We start from the raw sequence: 13,955 nt of genomic DNA, 5'->3' as shown, positions 1-13,955 counted from the left end.
AGGGTCCGAAGACCCTCGCTCGACTTGCATGTATTAGGCACGCCGCCAGCGTTCGTCCTGAGCCAGGATCAAACTCTCCAATAAAGTTGAAGTTGATCTAGGTCAAAAACTTGTTGCTTGGCTGAATTATCATTTGCTTTCGCTGTTCAGTTTTCAAAGAACATTATCGTTTTTTGTCGAACGGTAGTAAATATATCACGTTCGCTATTCGCAAGTCAAGTTCTATTTTTAGCACTTAAGCTTGCTGTTTAGTTGTTCGCTCGTTGGCGACATGCATTAATCTATCACATCGAATGCACATAAGTCAACAGTGAATTTAATTCATTTAATAAAAAGATCAAAAAAGCCACTCGTGATAGAGTGGCAGGCGGGTTAGCGGCGGCTTTGCAGTTCGGTGAGGACAGCATCCAATGGGAGTTTTTGCTCGCGAAGGAGAACGAGAAGATGGAAGATCAGGTCGGATGCTTCATAGCGAAGCTCATCGTGGTTGCGGTTTTTTGCGGCGATGATGACTTCGGCTGCCTCTTCCCCGACTTTTTTCAAGATTTTGTCTACACCTTTGTCGAAAAGGTATGTGGTGTAGGAGCCTTCTGGACGCTCGGCTTCGCGGGAGGCGATCAGGCTTTCCAGTTCTGCAAGGATGGCAAAGCGGTCCTGGACAGGTGAAGGTGCTGCTTCTTCACCCAGTTGGATGTTTTCTGAGAAGCAGGTATAGACACCTTTGTGGCAGGCAGGGCCATTGGGTTGTACGAGTACGACGAGGGCGTCACCGTCGCAGTCGTAGCGGATACCGGTGACTTTTTGGGTGTTGCCGGAGGTTGCTCCTTTGTGCCAGAGTTCTTGGCGGGAACGACTGTAGAACCAGGTCTCTTTGGTTTCCAGCGTTTTTTCGAGAGATTCTTTATTCATATAGGCGAGGGTGAGGACTTCTTTGCTGGCGGCGTCTTGAACGATGGCAGGGATTAAGCCGTTTTGGTCGAAACGAAGGCTTTCCCAGGGAATAGCATAGGTCATGGGCGTACGACAACTCCCTTTTCATTGAGATAGGTTTTTACGGAAGCGATAGAGGTTTCGTCATAGTGAAAAATAGATGCAGCGAGGGCAGCATCGGCTTTGCCTTCGGTGAGGACGTCTGCGAAGTGCTCGACTGCTCCGGCACCGCCAGAAGCGATGACAGGGATGGAGACAGCTTCGGAGACGGCTTTGGTCAGGGCGATCCCGAAGCCTTTTTTCTCGCCGTCGTCATCCATGCTGGTGAGCAGGATTTCGCCGGCACCGAGGCGCTCGGCTTCCTGTGCCCACTCGATCACGTCACGGCCTGTCGCATTGCGGCCTCCGTGAGTATAGACTTCCCACTTGCCTTCTGCGGTGCGGCGGGCGTCGATGGCTACGACGATGCATTGGGCACCGAATACGGTGGAGCCTTCGCGGATCAGCTCTGGGCGCAGGACAGCTGCGGTGTTGAGCGAAATCTTGTCGGCGCCTGCACGCAGGATACGTTTCATATCATCAACACTGTTGATACCACCGCCGACGGTAAACGGAATGGTGATATTGGCAGCGGTCTGCTCGATGACGTCGACCATGGTTTTACGGCCTTCGTGGGAGGCGGAGATGTCGAGGAAGACGAGTTCGTCTGCGCCTTCCTCACTGTATTTTTTCGCAAGCTCGACTGGATCTCCGGCGTCGCGGAGTCCGAGGAACTGGACACCTTTGACGACACGGCCTTCTTTTACGTCGAGGCAGGGAATGATGCGTTTGGCGAGCATGATGATTAGACCTCCCCTGTGCGGTTCATCGCTTGTTGGAGGTCGATGGCGCCTGTGTAGAGGGCTTTGCCGACGATGGCACCGCCTACACCGTCTTGCTGATAGCGGGCGAGTGCGATCAGGTCTTCGACGATGCTGACGCCACCGGAGGCAATCACTTGTTTGCCTGTTGCTTGAGCAAGACCGACGATTTCGTCTACGTTGGGGCCTGTGAGTGTGCCGTCACGGGAAATATCGGTGTAGATAAAGGTCTCTGCGCCGAGTTCGATCAGTTCTTTGGCGAGGTCTACGGCTTTGATGTTGGTGGTGGTGAGCCAGCCGCGGGTAGCCACGAAGCCGCCGCGACAGTCGAGACCGATGGCGATTTGTTTGCCGTAGAGGCCGAGTACTTTTTCGACGAACGGGCGGTTTTCGATCGCAGCGGTGCCGAGGATGACGCGGGAAACGCCGCCTTCGAGGTACTCCACGATATCGGATTCGGTACGGATGCCGCCGCCGATTTGGACAGGGACATTTACATGCTGGGCGATGGTACGGATCAGCTCGCCGTTGAGCGGCTTGCCTTCTTTGGCTCCGTCGAGGTCGACCAGGTGAACATAGGTGGCACCTTGGCTGACCCAGTCTTTGGCTACCTCAACAGGAGACTCACCGTATACGGTTTCTTGGGCATAATCCCCTTGAAAAAGACGGACGCATTTGCCGCCTCGGATATCAATCGCAGGATAAATCGTGAAGCTCATCGTAGGACCCCCTCGCACTGCTTAGCAAAGTTTAGTAGTAACCGCATGCCGGTATCCCCGCTTTTCTCCGGGTGGAATTGCATGCCGAATACGTTATCGCGCCCGACAATGGCGGTCACGTCTTGGAAGTAATCGGTGGTGGCGAGCAGAACATCAGGATCTGCTACACGGACATGGAAGGAGTGGACGAAGTAGACATAATCGCCCTCGGATACTCCATCTAAAAGAGGATGGGCAAGCTGCTTGAGTTGAAGTTCATTCCAGCCCATGTGCGGGATTTTGTAGTCACCTTGGAAACGGGCTACTTCACCTGGAAGCAGGGAGAGTCCCTCGTTGTGACCGTGCTCTTCACTGCTGTTGAAAAGCAATTGCATGCCCAGACAGATGCCCAGGATCGGCTTGCCAGTACGTACATAAGCACGAATCGCTTCGTCGAGCTTGGCTTCGCGGATGTTGCGCATCGCGTCACCAAACGCACCTACGCCCGGCAGGATCAGGCCGTCATACTCGGCGAATTTGGCTGGATCGGAAACAAAATCATACGCATAGTCCAGGCGCTCCAATGCTTTGCCCAGGCTGTAGAGGTTGCCCATGCCGTAGTCGATGATGCCGATCATCTTACAACATCCCCTTCGTGGAAGGTACACCTTTGACGCGCGGATCAACGGTAGTCGCTTCGTCGAGAGCGCGGCCCAGTGCTTTGAAGATCGCTTCGATCATGTGGTGGGTGTTGTGTCCGTAGTGCAGGATGACATGCAGGTTCATGCGGGCTTCAAGTGCCAGCTTCCAGAGGAATTCGTGCACCAGCTCGGTCGGGAATTGGCCTACCTGCTGGGACGGATAGGTGGCACGGTACTCAAGGTGTGGGCGGTTGCTCAGGTCAATCACTACTTGGGCAAGGGTCTCATCCATTGGAACAAACGCATTGCCGTAGCGCTTGATGCCTTTTTTGTCGCCAAGTGCTTCGCGCAGGGCTTGCCCGAGGCAGATCGCGATATCTTCAACAGTGTGGTGATAGTCGATCTCGATGTCACCCACTGCTTTTACCTTCAGATCAAAAAAGCCGTGTCGGGCAAACAGGTCGAGCATGTGGGTCAAAAACGGCACTCCGGTATCTAGCTGGCTTGAGCCTTCTCCGTCTACAGCAAACTCCAGAGAGATGTCGGTTTCGTTGGTTTTACGGTCAATGCGTGCGGCACGTTTCAAAGCTTCCATGTGTATTCACTCCGTCTATATGAAGTCTTGTGGGATCAAATTATTCTTTGGAAAAGTCGTCAAGGCGTACCTGAATAGCACGGGCGTGTGCAGCGAGACCCTCCTGCTCGGCAAGGGCGATGATCTTGCGGCCGTTGGCGGCGAGGTCAGCCTTGCTGTAGGAGACGACGCTTGATTTTTTGATGAAATCGTCTACGGACAGGCCAGAGGAGAAGCGGGCTGTACCGTTGGTCGGCAGGACGTGGTTGGTTCCTGCAAAATAGTCACCGACCGGCTCGGAGCTGTATGGGCCGAGGAAGATCGCTCCGGCGTTTTCCACTTTGCCAAGATGTTCGAATGGGTTGGCGATCAGAAGCTCTAAGTGCTCGGCGGCAAGGCGGTTTACCACATCGAAACCTTGTTCCAGACTGTCCACGAGGCAGATCGCTCCATAATCACGGATGGATGCTCCGGCGATGTCGCGGCGAGGCAGGAGGGAGAGTTGACGCTCTAATTCTTGTCCGACTGCCTCTGCCAGTGTGCGGGAGGTGGTGACCAGCACCGCTGATGAAAGAGCATCATGCTCGGCTTGAGAAAGCATGTCGGCAGCTACATAGACTGGATCAGCCGTGTCATCAGCAAGGACAACGATTTCGCTTGGGCCTGCCACCATGTCGATGTTGACGAGACCGAATACTTCGCGCTTGGCTAGAGCGACATAGATGTTGCCGGGGCCGACGATTTTATCGACTGGAGCGATGGATTCGGTGCCGTAGGTAAGTGCTGCGATCGCTTGTGCTCCACCGACCTTATAGATTTCGGTTACCCCTGCGAGGCGGGCGGCAAAGAGAATCGCTGGGTTCAGCTTGCCATCACGTCCTGGTGGTGTGGTGATGACGATTTCTTTTACCCCTGCGACAACAGCCGGGATGGCATTCATCAAAACAGAGGATGGATAGGCGGCGGTTCCGCCTGGTACATAGAGTCCGGCACGGCGCAACGGGCGGATCAGTTGGCCGAGCAGGGTGCCGCTTTCTTTGGTAGTGAACCAGGATTGGCGTTTTTGTTTTTCGTGGAAGTCTCGGATGTTGGCTACCGCGTCACGGAGTGCTTCCTTCACCTCAGGGGAGACGAGGGCGTCTGCTTCGTCGTACTCGGCCTCTGTCACACGGAAGTTCTCCAGCGCCACTTTATCAAATGTCTCTGTATAGTAGCGAAGGGCGGCGTCCCCTTCTTCTTTTACTTTGGCCAAAATCGCACGGACGGCTGCCTGCTGTTCGGCAGTTCCTGCGTCGAGGCTGCGCTTGGCATCAAAGTTGGCTGCATCCACAAAGCGGATCATGTCGGTTCCTCCTCTGGCTTTTGTTCTATCGTTTACCCGCTGGACTCTTCGGGATTACTTGTAAAAATTTTTGGGCGATGTCATCCACCGCTTCACTCTTCATCCGGTAGCTGGCGCGGTTGGCGATCAGGCGAGTGGTGATTTCGCAGATGTGCTCCAACTCGACCAGACCATTTTCACGCAGGGTCTGTCCGGTGGAGACAATGTCGACGATACGTTCGGCCAAGCCGATCAACGGGGCCAATTCAACAGAACCGTTGAGCTTGATGACCTCGACCTGCTGTCCCTGCTCACGGAAGTAGCGGGAAGCGATGCGCGGATACTTGGTCGCTACGCGCGGATATTCACTTGGGCTAAAATCAGGCAGACCAGCAACCATCATCCGGCAGTAGCCGATCTGTAAGTCGAGCAGCTCATAGACATCGCGTTCTTCTTCCAGCAGCACGTCTTTGCCGACGACACCGACGTCTGCCACACCGTATTGGACATAGGTTGGCACGTCTGTCGGTTTTGCCAGAATGAATTCGAGGTGGCTGTCTTCCACCGGGATGATCAGTTTGCGTGTATCTTTGAGGTCTTGGGTAACCTTGAGACCCGCCTGCTCCAAGAAGACGAGGGATTCTTCGAAGATCCGTCCTTTTGGCATGGCGATCGTCAGTTTTTGCAGGTTGGTGGAACGGCTCATACCTCTCCCTCCTCGGCAGTGAGAATCATGATTTCATCTTGGGCTTGGTTGCTAAGAGATTCGGTTACGTCCCCGTCAGTCAACAGGCGGGTAATGACGACGCGTCCAGTCTGGCGTGCTGCCTGTGCCTGCCGCAATGCTTCTTCGCGGCGGTCAGGGGCATATGCGATCACCAGTCGCTGTTCGGTTCTCGTGGTCGTCAGGGTAGTCACTTGGTTGAGGCGGTCCATATTGATCGCAAAACCGGTGGCTGGAGCCGGACGCCCGAATTGTTCGAGCAAGGTATCATAACGTCCCCCACCAAGCAGCGGGGAACCGAGGTCTGCTGAGTAGCCTTCAAAAATCGTACCTGTATAGTAGTTAAAATTGCTGAAGAGGTTAAAGTCGAGCAACAGATGGTCGGTTACACCGTAGGCTTCTAATGCCTCCCACAATGATGCAATGGTCTGCACTGCTTTGCGTGCTTTTCCATTGATGGTCAATTCGTGGGCTTCTGCGATTTTGGACTTGCCTCCACGCAGGTGCATGAGGGCATGCAGACGACGGCGTTCATCGTCAGACAGCTCCAGACTCTCGACCAGTTGGCGGTAGCCGACATAATCACGGTCATGCAGATAGGCACGGAATTGGGTGTGGATCTGCGGGTCTTTGACGATCTCATCCAAAAGCCCGTCGATGAAATCTACATGGCCGATCGCGATCTTAAAAGAGGGAACCTGTGCGGCCTGCAGACAAGCAACCGCAAGTGCAATCGCCTCAGCGTCACCATCCACGGATGCTTCTCCGATCAGCTCGACACCTGTCTGGAAGAACTCAGCCGGACGTCCTGCTTCTTTTTCCTGAGCGCGGAAGACATTGGCTTGATAATACAGACGGATCGGCAATGGGACATGCTTATATAAAGAAGAAACGACACGGGCGATCGGTGCCGTCATCTCAGGACGCAGGATCACGGTATGTCCTTGCTTGTCAAGGAGCTTAAACATCCGTCCTTCTAAGGTGACACAAGCAGCGCCGACCGTATCGAAGTATTCCAAAGAAGGGGTTGTGATCTCTTCATAGCCCCACTTCTCAATCGAGCCGCGAAGGACGCTCTCCAGCTTACGGTGCTTGGCTAAGGACTCCGGTAAAATATCACGCATACCTAGTGGCTTTTCAAAAACCAATGGCTTCGCCATACAAATTTCGCCTCCGAACGCTTTACTCTGCTAATATGCTAATAAACTAAAGCGAATTGATTAGTAGAAATGTACCATTAAATAGGAAAATGGTCAACAGCCATTAGAATAGTCGCACAATTTAACGATCTCTTCATTTTTTGACCATAAAAAAGGATGTATGCCTAAAAGACATACACCCTTTTTATTATTCCCCATTTTACTTATTCACTTGCTGTCTCAAACGTAGAAATCATCTCTTCGTTCAGGTTTCCTACAAGGTCACAGAACGTCCCTTCTGGAATCATTACGAAATAGGTTGATTTGCGGCGGTAGTTGAGTTTCGGGTCGATGACGATCACTTTTCGATCCTCGTCCCATGTAATATCAACCGGAACGAGCTCGGCATCATCGTTATACAGCTGCACTGCATCCTTGAGGCGGGCATCGCTGAGTTCGGTGCCGTTGGCCATCGTGACGGTGCGGTCAAAGCGAACTTCGATGTTTTGACGGATACCTACTTTGGTTGATCCGTCTTTTGGTGTGATCTCGATCTGCGGTGGGAGGCTTTCCCCAGAGGTCGTAAAGGTAGCAACGTACGCAGCGTTCCCTTTGCGTTTGGTATTGTACACCTTGGCACCTGGAATGATCAGCGTGTAGGTGCTGCTTGCTTTGAGCGCGTTACGTGGCTTCAGCTTGATCGTACGGTTCTTGGCATCCCAGGAATAGCCGACGCTGACCAGCTTGAATTCTTCATCGTAGAGCTTGGCAAGAGAGCGGACTGTGGCAAGTGTAATGGTACGGTTATTGGCCAGCTTCACTTCTTCTTTGAAGGCGATCAGGATCTCCTCATCCACTGCTACTTCGTCTCCGTGGGCCGGAAGAGAGATGATTTCAGGCAGATTGGTGTCCATGATGGTGTTGAAGCTGGCGATATAGCCTTGAACCGGTGTGTTCGTCTGATCTTTGACAGCCGCTTCTTTGACTTGGATCGTATACGCTTCATTGCGCTTCAGCGGGGAGGTTGGGGTCAGAGCAATAATGCGCTCATCTTCAATCCACTGACCGGTAAAGGCAACATCGCGGAGGTTGCTGTCTTTGACAGTGACGAGGTCCTTGACTTTACTGTCGGTGATCTTCTGTCCGTTCGGCAAAACGACAGGCTTGCTGAAACGCAGGTGAATTTTGCTGTTGACTGGTACAGCTTTCTCACCGTTCTCCGGTGCTGAGATCACTGTCGGCTGGTTGAGATCACTTACCGTTGTAAATTGAATACGGTAAGCTTGATTGGAGCTGCCAGCCAGATCTTTGAAGGCATTGCCTTCCATACTGACAATGTAGGTGGTATTCGTCTTTAATTTGGAGATCGGGGTGATCGTGATGCTGAGTTGATCCGGGTCCCATGTAGCGGTATACGCTGCGTTGACTCCAGACATTTCTTTTAAGCTGATCAATTGACCGACTTTATCGTTGGTGATGGCAGAGCCGTTGGCAAGAACAACAGATTTGTTAAAGAACAAGACAATCGGTTCCGCCGGGGAGACGTTGATCTGTCCGTTCATGATGCTGCTTGTGATGATCGGCGGTCCCTGCTCGTACATGGTGGTAAACGCCAACGTAGCGGTACTGTTCAGGTTGCCCGCGGTATCTTTGAGGGTACCGCTTACGACTTCCAGTGTGAAGTTGGTGCTGCTGCGCAGGTTATTCACCGGGTCGATGGTAAACGTACGGGTATAAGGTGCCCACATCACACGGGTCGGAATGATACGGCCTGTATAATCCTTCAGCCGCACCACATTCCCTGCTGTCGCATCAGTAATCGCCTCACCATTCCCCAAGGTGACGGCTTCACTCACGGTCACAGTAAAGTTGCTGTAAGATGGAACCGCAGCAGTGCTGGCGGTAGGTACGATGGCAAGTGTGAAGGTAGGCGGTAAGCTGTCACCTATCGTGGTAAAGGTGGCATAGGCCGCATTATTTAACTGATTGAGATTGTCACGTACAAAACCCGCATTCACGGATACCAAGTAGGTCTTGTTCGGCAGCAGATCTTGTGCCGGATCAAGCACGAGGGTACGTCCGTTATTGCTCCATGCCGTGGAATAAGCGACATACGTCCCTGTTGGAGAGTTCGGCGTATACTCCCGGAGTGTGACAAAGCTCTGATAGGACGTGGAGACCGGGGTGACCGGCTTGGTGAAATGAATCATGATATTGCCGTCTACCGGCATGCTGACAGAGCCATTCATCGGGTCAAAGGAGACTCCTGGAGGGGTGTTGTCCACACCTGTTGTAAAGCCCAGTGTAATCAAGTCATTGGGATTACCTGCTGCATCCCGGAACGTATCTGGCTGAATCGTCAAAAGATACTGGGATTGAGCAATAAATCCAGGCTGAACGGTAAGCTGAAGCAGCTTGGTTGAACTGTTGTAGGCGAGTAAGAAATCTTGCTGTGTACCATTATAGGTTAGCGACATTTTTGCTCGGGTATTATCACGGGTCAGATTCTGCCCGTTAACAAAAACAGGTTCGTTTGTGAGCAGAAAAATCGTTTTGTCAGTTACAGATACATTTTGTGCTCCATTAGCCGGGAATGCATCGGTTACAAACGGCTTCTCCGTGTCTGGAACGTTGTCGGGAGCCACTTGCTCCGCAGGCTCTTCCACAGGGAGAGCTTGTACTTCTTTTGTTTCCAAAACGTTCTCAATTTCTTGTGGGGCGTCTGAAGGATTGGCAGCATCAGCGAAGACAAAGCCTGCCGGATTGATGAGGGCAATCACCAGTAAAAAAATGGTGATAAACCTCCAATATTGTCGGGACAAACGATTTCCTCTCCTTTCAAAACTCTATATTTCCCTAATTTTCTGCAGGTGAAAACCTTTTTCCATTATAGAAGGATTTTGAAGAGGGAACAACCATTATACGGTATTTTTATGTAAACTTATTTCCAGCCAAGAGAAAAGCCCCGCCAATAAAAGCGAGGCTTCATTCGAGATCACGGATGATTTGCATCGGATTGCCGCCTACAAAAACCCGTGGAGGGACGTCTTTGTGAACAACCGTACCGGCGGCGATAATCGAGCCGTCACCAATCTCCACTCCGGGCAGGATGGTCGAATTGGCTCCGATCAGGACGCCGTCACCGATCTTCACTTCTCCTAATCTGTATTCATCTACAAGGTATTCATGGGCCAGAATGGTGGTATTATAGCCGATCACACAGTTGCGCCCGATCTTGATCAGTTCGGGAAACATGATATCCATCATCACCATCAGCGCCACAGCGGACCGATCCCCTACCTCCATCCGCAAAAAGGTGCGGTAGAGCCAGTTTTTCCATGACAAAAACGGGGTGTATCTCGCTATTTGAATGACGATGAAGTTTTTCATGACCTTCCAGAAGCTGACCGTCTGATAAAGCTGCCAAAGCGGATTCGCTCCATTCACCGAGTAACGTTGTGTCTTGCGCATAGGTAAGCACGGCTCCTTCGCGGTTTAGTAGCTCTCTGCTTCGTTTTCCTCGATGGTATCGGTGAGTCGCTTGGAGAAGTGCACCGCCGCGTTGTAGCCCATGCGCTTGAGTCTGAAGTTCATGGCAGCCACCTCGATGATGACAGCCAAGTTCCGGCCTGGTCTTACAGGCACGGTGAGCACCGGAATCTCTGTATCCATGATTTTGATTTTCTCTTCATCCAGGCCCAGTCGCTCGTATTGCTTGTGCTGATCCCACAGCTCCAGCTGTACGACCATCGCGATGTTTTTCATATTGCGGACTGCACCCGCACCGAACATGGTCATGACGTTGATAATCCCGACACCACGGATCTCAAGCAGGTGCTGTATCAGTTCTGGGGCGGAGCCGATCAGCTGACCTTCCTGAGTCTGGCGGATCTCCACCGCATCGTCTGCCACCAGGCGATGGCCGCGCTTGACCAGCTCAAGGGCGGTCTCACTTTTCCCGATCCCGCTGGAGCCTGTAATCAACACGCCGACACCATAGATATCAGTCAGCACACCGTGCATCGTCGTCGTCGGAGCCAGTTTGTCCTCCAAGTAATTGGTCAGCTTGCTCACCAGTGCCGTCGTAGCAAGCGGGGATTGCAGCAGTGGTACACCCGTTTCTGCGGAAGCCTCAATCATCTCGACAGGCACTTCCAAATTACGCGCTATAAGGAGGCAAGGAGTTTCTTCATTCATCAGAAAACGGAGGCGCTGGTCTCTCTCCTCGTGAGTGAGAGTATTCAAAAACTCCATTTCGGTAATACCGAAGATCTGAATCCGTTCCTGCGGATAATGCGAAAAATAGCCGGCCAGCTGTAATCCAGGCCGGTTCAGGTCCGTTACCGTGATTTCGCGGGACAAGTTTTCTTCACCGCTCAGTACCTTCATATTAAAACGTTCTACCAGATGGTTAACTCTTGTTTTACGCATGCGGTCACCTTCCCACTGATTCATTCCTTTTATTGTATAAGACTTATGTATGCCGACACAACCATTCCTTGCAGTAGGCAAGTAGAACTGCACGGACAAACTGTGATTTGGGCGATATCTGTTACCTTAGATTTAGTTCAAAATCGGTTACACCGAAACAATAGGTCTTGCATACGTAATATATTGTAGACAATAATGAAAATCTTGTATATTTTCTCAATATTTCTGCTTGTTGCTAGGTATTCTTTCTTATAAAATAAATACTAGGGATTGCTAGAAATCTAAAGAGGAGTTGAATGTTATGTTACTTCGTAAGATTATGCAACATTTTGGAACATTTTGTGCCTTTGTGTCAGGTGTTTTTGCCGCTGGTATGTTGTGCACCCTCTCCATTTATGAACCTACCCCTCCACAAAACCGAGCAGAAGAATGAAAAACTTTTTACTTTACCGAAAAAATATGTAGAATCAACGGTTTGAAATTGAAAGCTGGCTTGTATATTTTTCCGAAAGTTCGAAACAAAGGGGTATTTTGATGAGTAAACTGGAACAATTCTCGACTTCCATCGCCAAGGGGCTTGTCAAACATGGAAGCACGGAGTCTGTCCGTACCATTTCCCATGGATTGGAAATCATGATTCTGCAAGGGTTGAATCTGGGCTTTATTCTGTTGTTGGCTTACATAAGCAACAGTTTTATCAGTGTCTTAATCACTACACTCATCTACTTCCTCTTGCGAAGCTTCTCAGGTGGTCTGCATCTTTCACAAGCCTGGACCTGTCTGATCATCGGCAACCTGCTGCTGCTTGGGATGGGATATGGCGCAAGCGTGATCGAGCTGCCCCACTGGTCCTATGAGATGCTGTTCCTCGTGGTGGCATACTCGTATGCGATGGTGCTGAACCTCAGATATGCACCTCAATCACGAGTGTTTACCTTTCCTCTGGAGCAACGGCAGAAAAATCGTCGGATCTTGACGGTTTTGCTCACAGTCGGACTGCTTTTCTCTCTGGTGATGATCGCCAACGGATTCGAACGTCTCGCTTTTTCGTACGCTTTCGCCATTATTCTGCAATCCACCTATTTACATCCGGCTAGTTTTTGGTTCTTCCGTCAAGTAAAATTAGCATAGGAATATAGAAAGACCATCATGCTTCGTAAATTAGGTAATGATGGTCTTTTTCATGCCATAAAATCATTGTATAATATACAAATCGAGTTAATTTTACAAATTTCGACGCTTTCTAGGTTCTCTGTATTTCCGACGAGGAGGATAATGATGTGGAAATAGCCTTAAAGTTTTTCCTGCTGGACTTCCCGGAGGCGTTGGTGTCGATCGTTGTTGGTTTGTCACTGTTTAACCTTCCGACCCTGTCCCGATGGAAAAAGCTTGTCTTATATAGCATATTACAGGGAGCAAGCATTGGACTCTTCGACTACTTCGGTGTCCGCTTTGAATTGAAGGTGGCCTGTCTCCTGGTCTTGATGAACCTCTATTCGTATCTGCTGCTTAGGCATCGGATGGCGGTCACTATATTTGTCAGTATCTTTGCCTTTTCCATCTTGGCGCTAGGTGAATTCATCCTGGTATTCGTGTTCCAAATGCTGTCGATAAGCGTGCAGGAAATCCTAGCCAATCCAATCTATCTGTACTCGTATATGTGGACTTACATGGCGATGCAGCTGATCCTGGTCTTTTTCTTACGCAAATCGAACTTCGACTTGCGCAACTATCTGCCACGGCCGACTCTTAATCTGTACCTGACCCTGCTGGTGACGGTCGGTGGGCTGGAGCTGTTGGCGATCCTGGTCTTGTGTGTACGCTATTTCGTGGCAATGGAGAACGCTCTCCCGCTCTATGAGATTATCCACGTTCCGATCCTCAACTGGGCGATTCTGATCTTGTTCATTCTGATCATCTATTTGTTCCGCCAGTACATCATCTACACGATTGACCGGGTGGAGTACGAGACAGAGGTGCCGTACGTCCGAAATATCCATGATATGATGACAGCGATCCGCTCGATCAAGCATGATGCGGTGAATCACTATACAGCTCTCGATGGCTTGTTGAAAGAGAAGTTGTACACGCAGGCTTCCGACTATGTAAAGCTTTTGATTGCGGAGTCCTCCACCATCCTCAAGACGGTAGAGGGCGTCAAAAATACGGCAGTCGCTTCCCTGTTCCACTCCAAAATGGCAGTGTGTCTGGCGGATGGCATCACTTTTTCGATCAAGGTCACGTCAGAGTCACAGTTTGCTTTTATGAAGACCAATGACATGGTCAAGGTGCTGGGAAATCTGCTGGATAATGCGATCAGGGCTACCTTGGACGAGGTGGAGAACCGCTACATCTCGCTGGAGTGGAAGGAAACCGAGACGCACGAGTGCCTGATCATCGAAAATAACGGGCCGACGATCCCTCCAGAGAAGCTGGGGAATATCTTCAAGCTGGGATATACCACCAAGCGGAACGGAGAAGGCGGCACAGGGCTTGCGATTATCAAAAAAGTAGTTAACGCCTATAAAGGTAAGATCGAGGTGGAATCAAAGGAGAACGTGACACGTTTTACGGTAACGTTTCCAAAATGATTTCAGCTCATGAACAGTAGGATTGAAATAGGAAGATAGTAAAAAG

Annotated in this window: 13 protein-coding genes and 1 rRNA gene; 2 read left to right on the top strand and 12 right to left on the bottom strand. The window is 50.9% G+C overall.

The genetic code is table 11. The annotated features are described in order from the left end of the window. The 12 genes from FGI41_RS15390 to hprK all read right to left on the bottom strand — a co-directional run. Positions 1–84: ribosomal RNA gene (locus tag FGI41_RS15390) — 16S ribosomal RNA — on the bottom strand; the annotation flags it as partial. A gap of 288 nt (positions 85–372) precedes the next feature. Continuing rightward, the gene (gene hisIE, locus FGI41_RS15385) at positions 373–1,014 is read right to left on the bottom strand and encodes a bifunctional phosphoribosyl-AMP cyclohydrolase/phosphoribosyl-ATP diphosphatase HisIE (protein ID WP_139491238.1); all 642 of its coding nucleotides are present in this window, start codon (positions 1,012–1,014) and stop codon (positions 373–375) included. Then, entirely contained in the window at positions 1,011–1,769 is a 759-nt protein-coding gene (hisF, locus tag FGI41_RS15380; RefSeq protein ID WP_139491237.1) for an imidazole glycerol phosphate synthase subunit HisF, read from the bottom strand. The genes hisIE and hisF overlap by 4 nt, the downstream gene beginning before the upstream one ends. A 5-nt stretch (positions 1,770–1,774) precedes the next feature. Next, positions 1,775–2,509, bottom strand: a complete 735-nt coding sequence (hisA, locus tag FGI41_RS15375; RefSeq protein ID WP_139491236.1) for a 1-(5-phosphoribosyl)-5-[(5-phosphoribosylamino)methylideneamino]imidazole-4-carboxamide isomerase — start codon at positions 2,507–2,509, stop codon at positions 1,775–1,777. After that, positions 2,506–3,126 carry an imidazole glycerol phosphate synthase subunit HisH gene (gene hisH, locus FGI41_RS15370; RefSeq protein ID WP_139491235.1) on the bottom strand — a complete coding sequence of 207 codons (621 nt, stop codon included), beginning with the start codon at positions 3,124–3,126 and terminating at the stop codon, positions 2,506–2,508. The genes hisA and hisH overlap by 4 nt, the downstream gene beginning before the upstream one ends. Before the next feature lies 1 nt (position 3,127). Then, complete coding sequence (gene hisB, locus FGI41_RS15365; RefSeq protein WP_139491234.1) at positions 3,128–3,724, bottom strand: imidazoleglycerol-phosphate dehydratase HisB; 597 nt, start codon at positions 3,722–3,724, stop codon at positions 3,128–3,130. A 40-nt stretch (positions 3,725–3,764) separates the two neighbouring features. Continuing rightward, positions 3,765–5,045: a histidinol dehydrogenase gene (hisD, locus tag FGI41_RS15360; protein ID WP_438358026.1), complete on the bottom strand. Its 1,281-nt coding sequence runs from the start codon at positions 5,043–5,045 to the stop codon at positions 3,765–3,767. Positions 5,046–5,070: 25 nt separating this feature from the next. Continuing rightward, positions 5,071–5,730: an ATP phosphoribosyltransferase gene (gene hisG, locus FGI41_RS15355; protein ID WP_139491233.1), complete on the bottom strand. Its 660-nt coding sequence runs from the start codon at positions 5,728–5,730 to the stop codon at positions 5,071–5,073. Beyond that, entirely contained in the window at positions 5,727–6,908 is a 1,182-nt protein-coding gene (locus FGI41_RS15350) for an ATP phosphoribosyltransferase regulatory subunit (protein ID WP_139491232.1), read from the bottom strand. Before FGI41_RS15350 ends, hisG begins: the two co-directional genes overlap by 4 nt. Before the next feature lie 203 nt (positions 6,909–7,111). Further along, the gene (locus tag FGI41_RS15345) at positions 7,112–9,709 is read right to left on the bottom strand and encodes an Ig-like domain-containing domain (RefSeq protein ID WP_139491231.1); all 2,598 of its coding nucleotides are present in this window, start codon (positions 9,707–9,709) and stop codon (positions 7,112–7,114) included. Between the two features lie 163 nt (positions 9,710–9,872). After that, positions 9,873–10,358 (bottom strand): acyltransferase, encoded by a 486-nt coding sequence (locus tag FGI41_RS15340; protein ID WP_139491230.1) that lies wholly within the window; start codon positions 10,356–10,358, stop codon positions 9,873–9,875. A gap of 24 nt (positions 10,359–10,382) precedes the next feature. After that, the gene (hprK, locus tag FGI41_RS15335) at positions 10,383–11,318 is read right to left on the bottom strand and encodes an HPr(Ser) kinase/phosphatase (RefSeq protein WP_139491229.1); all 936 of its coding nucleotides are present in this window, start codon (positions 11,316–11,318) and stop codon (positions 10,383–10,385) included. A 534-nt stretch (positions 11,319–11,852) separates the two neighbouring features. Here hprK and FGI41_RS15330 point away from each other — a divergent pair. Both FGI41_RS15330 and FGI41_RS15325 read left to right on the top strand, forming a co-directional pair. Beyond that, a complete protein-coding gene (locus FGI41_RS15330) occupies positions 11,853–12,449 on the top strand; it encodes an accessory gene regulator B family protein (protein WP_139491228.1) in 597 nt (198 codons plus the stop codon). 149 nt (positions 12,450–12,598) lie between these two features. Continuing rightward, positions 12,599–13,909 carry a sensor histidine kinase gene (locus FGI41_RS15325; RefSeq protein ID WP_139491227.1) on the top strand — a complete coding sequence of 437 codons (1,311 nt, stop codon included), beginning with the start codon at positions 12,599–12,601 and terminating at the stop codon, positions 13,907–13,909. Positions 13,910–13,955 lie beyond the last annotated feature (46 nt).

The organism is Brevibacillus dissolubilis (genome assembly GCF_006170445.1).
Classification (GTDB): domain Bacteria; phylum Bacillota; class Bacilli; order Brevibacillales; family Brevibacillaceae; genus Brevibacillus_B; species Brevibacillus_B dissolubilis.
This window is presented reverse-complemented; position numbering and strand designations above follow the sequence as displayed.

Bases quoted from the DNA above. Each gene is read 5' to 3' on its own strand.
- hisB (WP_139491234.1), bottom strand. From the start codon at position 3,724: ATGGAAGCTTTGAAACGTGCCGCACGCATTGACCGTAAAACCAACGAA.
- hprK (WP_139491229.1), bottom strand. From the start codon at position 11,318: ATGCGTAAAACAAGAGTTAACCATCTGGTAGAACGTTTTAATATGAAG.
- hisIE (WP_139491238.1), bottom strand. From the start codon at position 1,014: ATGACCTATGCTATTCCCTGGGAAAGCCTTCGTTTCGACCAAAACGGC.
- hisH (WP_139491235.1), bottom strand. From the start codon at position 3,126: ATGATCGGCATCATCGACTACGGCATGGGCAACCTCTACAGCCTGGGC.
- FGI41_RS15340 (WP_139491230.1), bottom strand. From the start codon at position 10,358: ATGCGCAAGACACAACGTTACTCGGTGAATGGAGCGAATCCGCTTTGG.
- hisF (WP_139491237.1), bottom strand. From the start codon at position 1,769: ATGCTCGCCAAACGCATCATTCCCTGCCTCGACGTAAAAGAAGGCCGT.
- FGI41_RS15350 (WP_139491232.1), bottom strand. From the start codon at position 6,908: ATGGCGAAGCCATTGGTTTTTGAAAAGCCACTAGGTATGCGTGATATT.
- hisA (WP_139491236.1), bottom strand. From the start codon at position 2,509: ATGAGCTTCACGATTTATCCTGCGATTGATATCCGAGGCGGCAAATGC.
- hisD (WP_438358026.1), bottom strand. From the start codon at position 5,045: ATGATCCGCTTTGTGGATGCAGCCAACTTTGATGCCAAGCGCAGCCTC.
- FGI41_RS15330 (WP_139491228.1), top strand. From the start codon at position 11,853: ATGAGTAAACTGGAACAATTCTCGACTTCCATCGCCAAGGGGCTTGTC.
- hisG (WP_139491233.1), bottom strand. From the start codon at position 5,730: ATGAGCCGTTCCACCAACCTGCAAAAACTGACGATCGCCATGCCAAAA.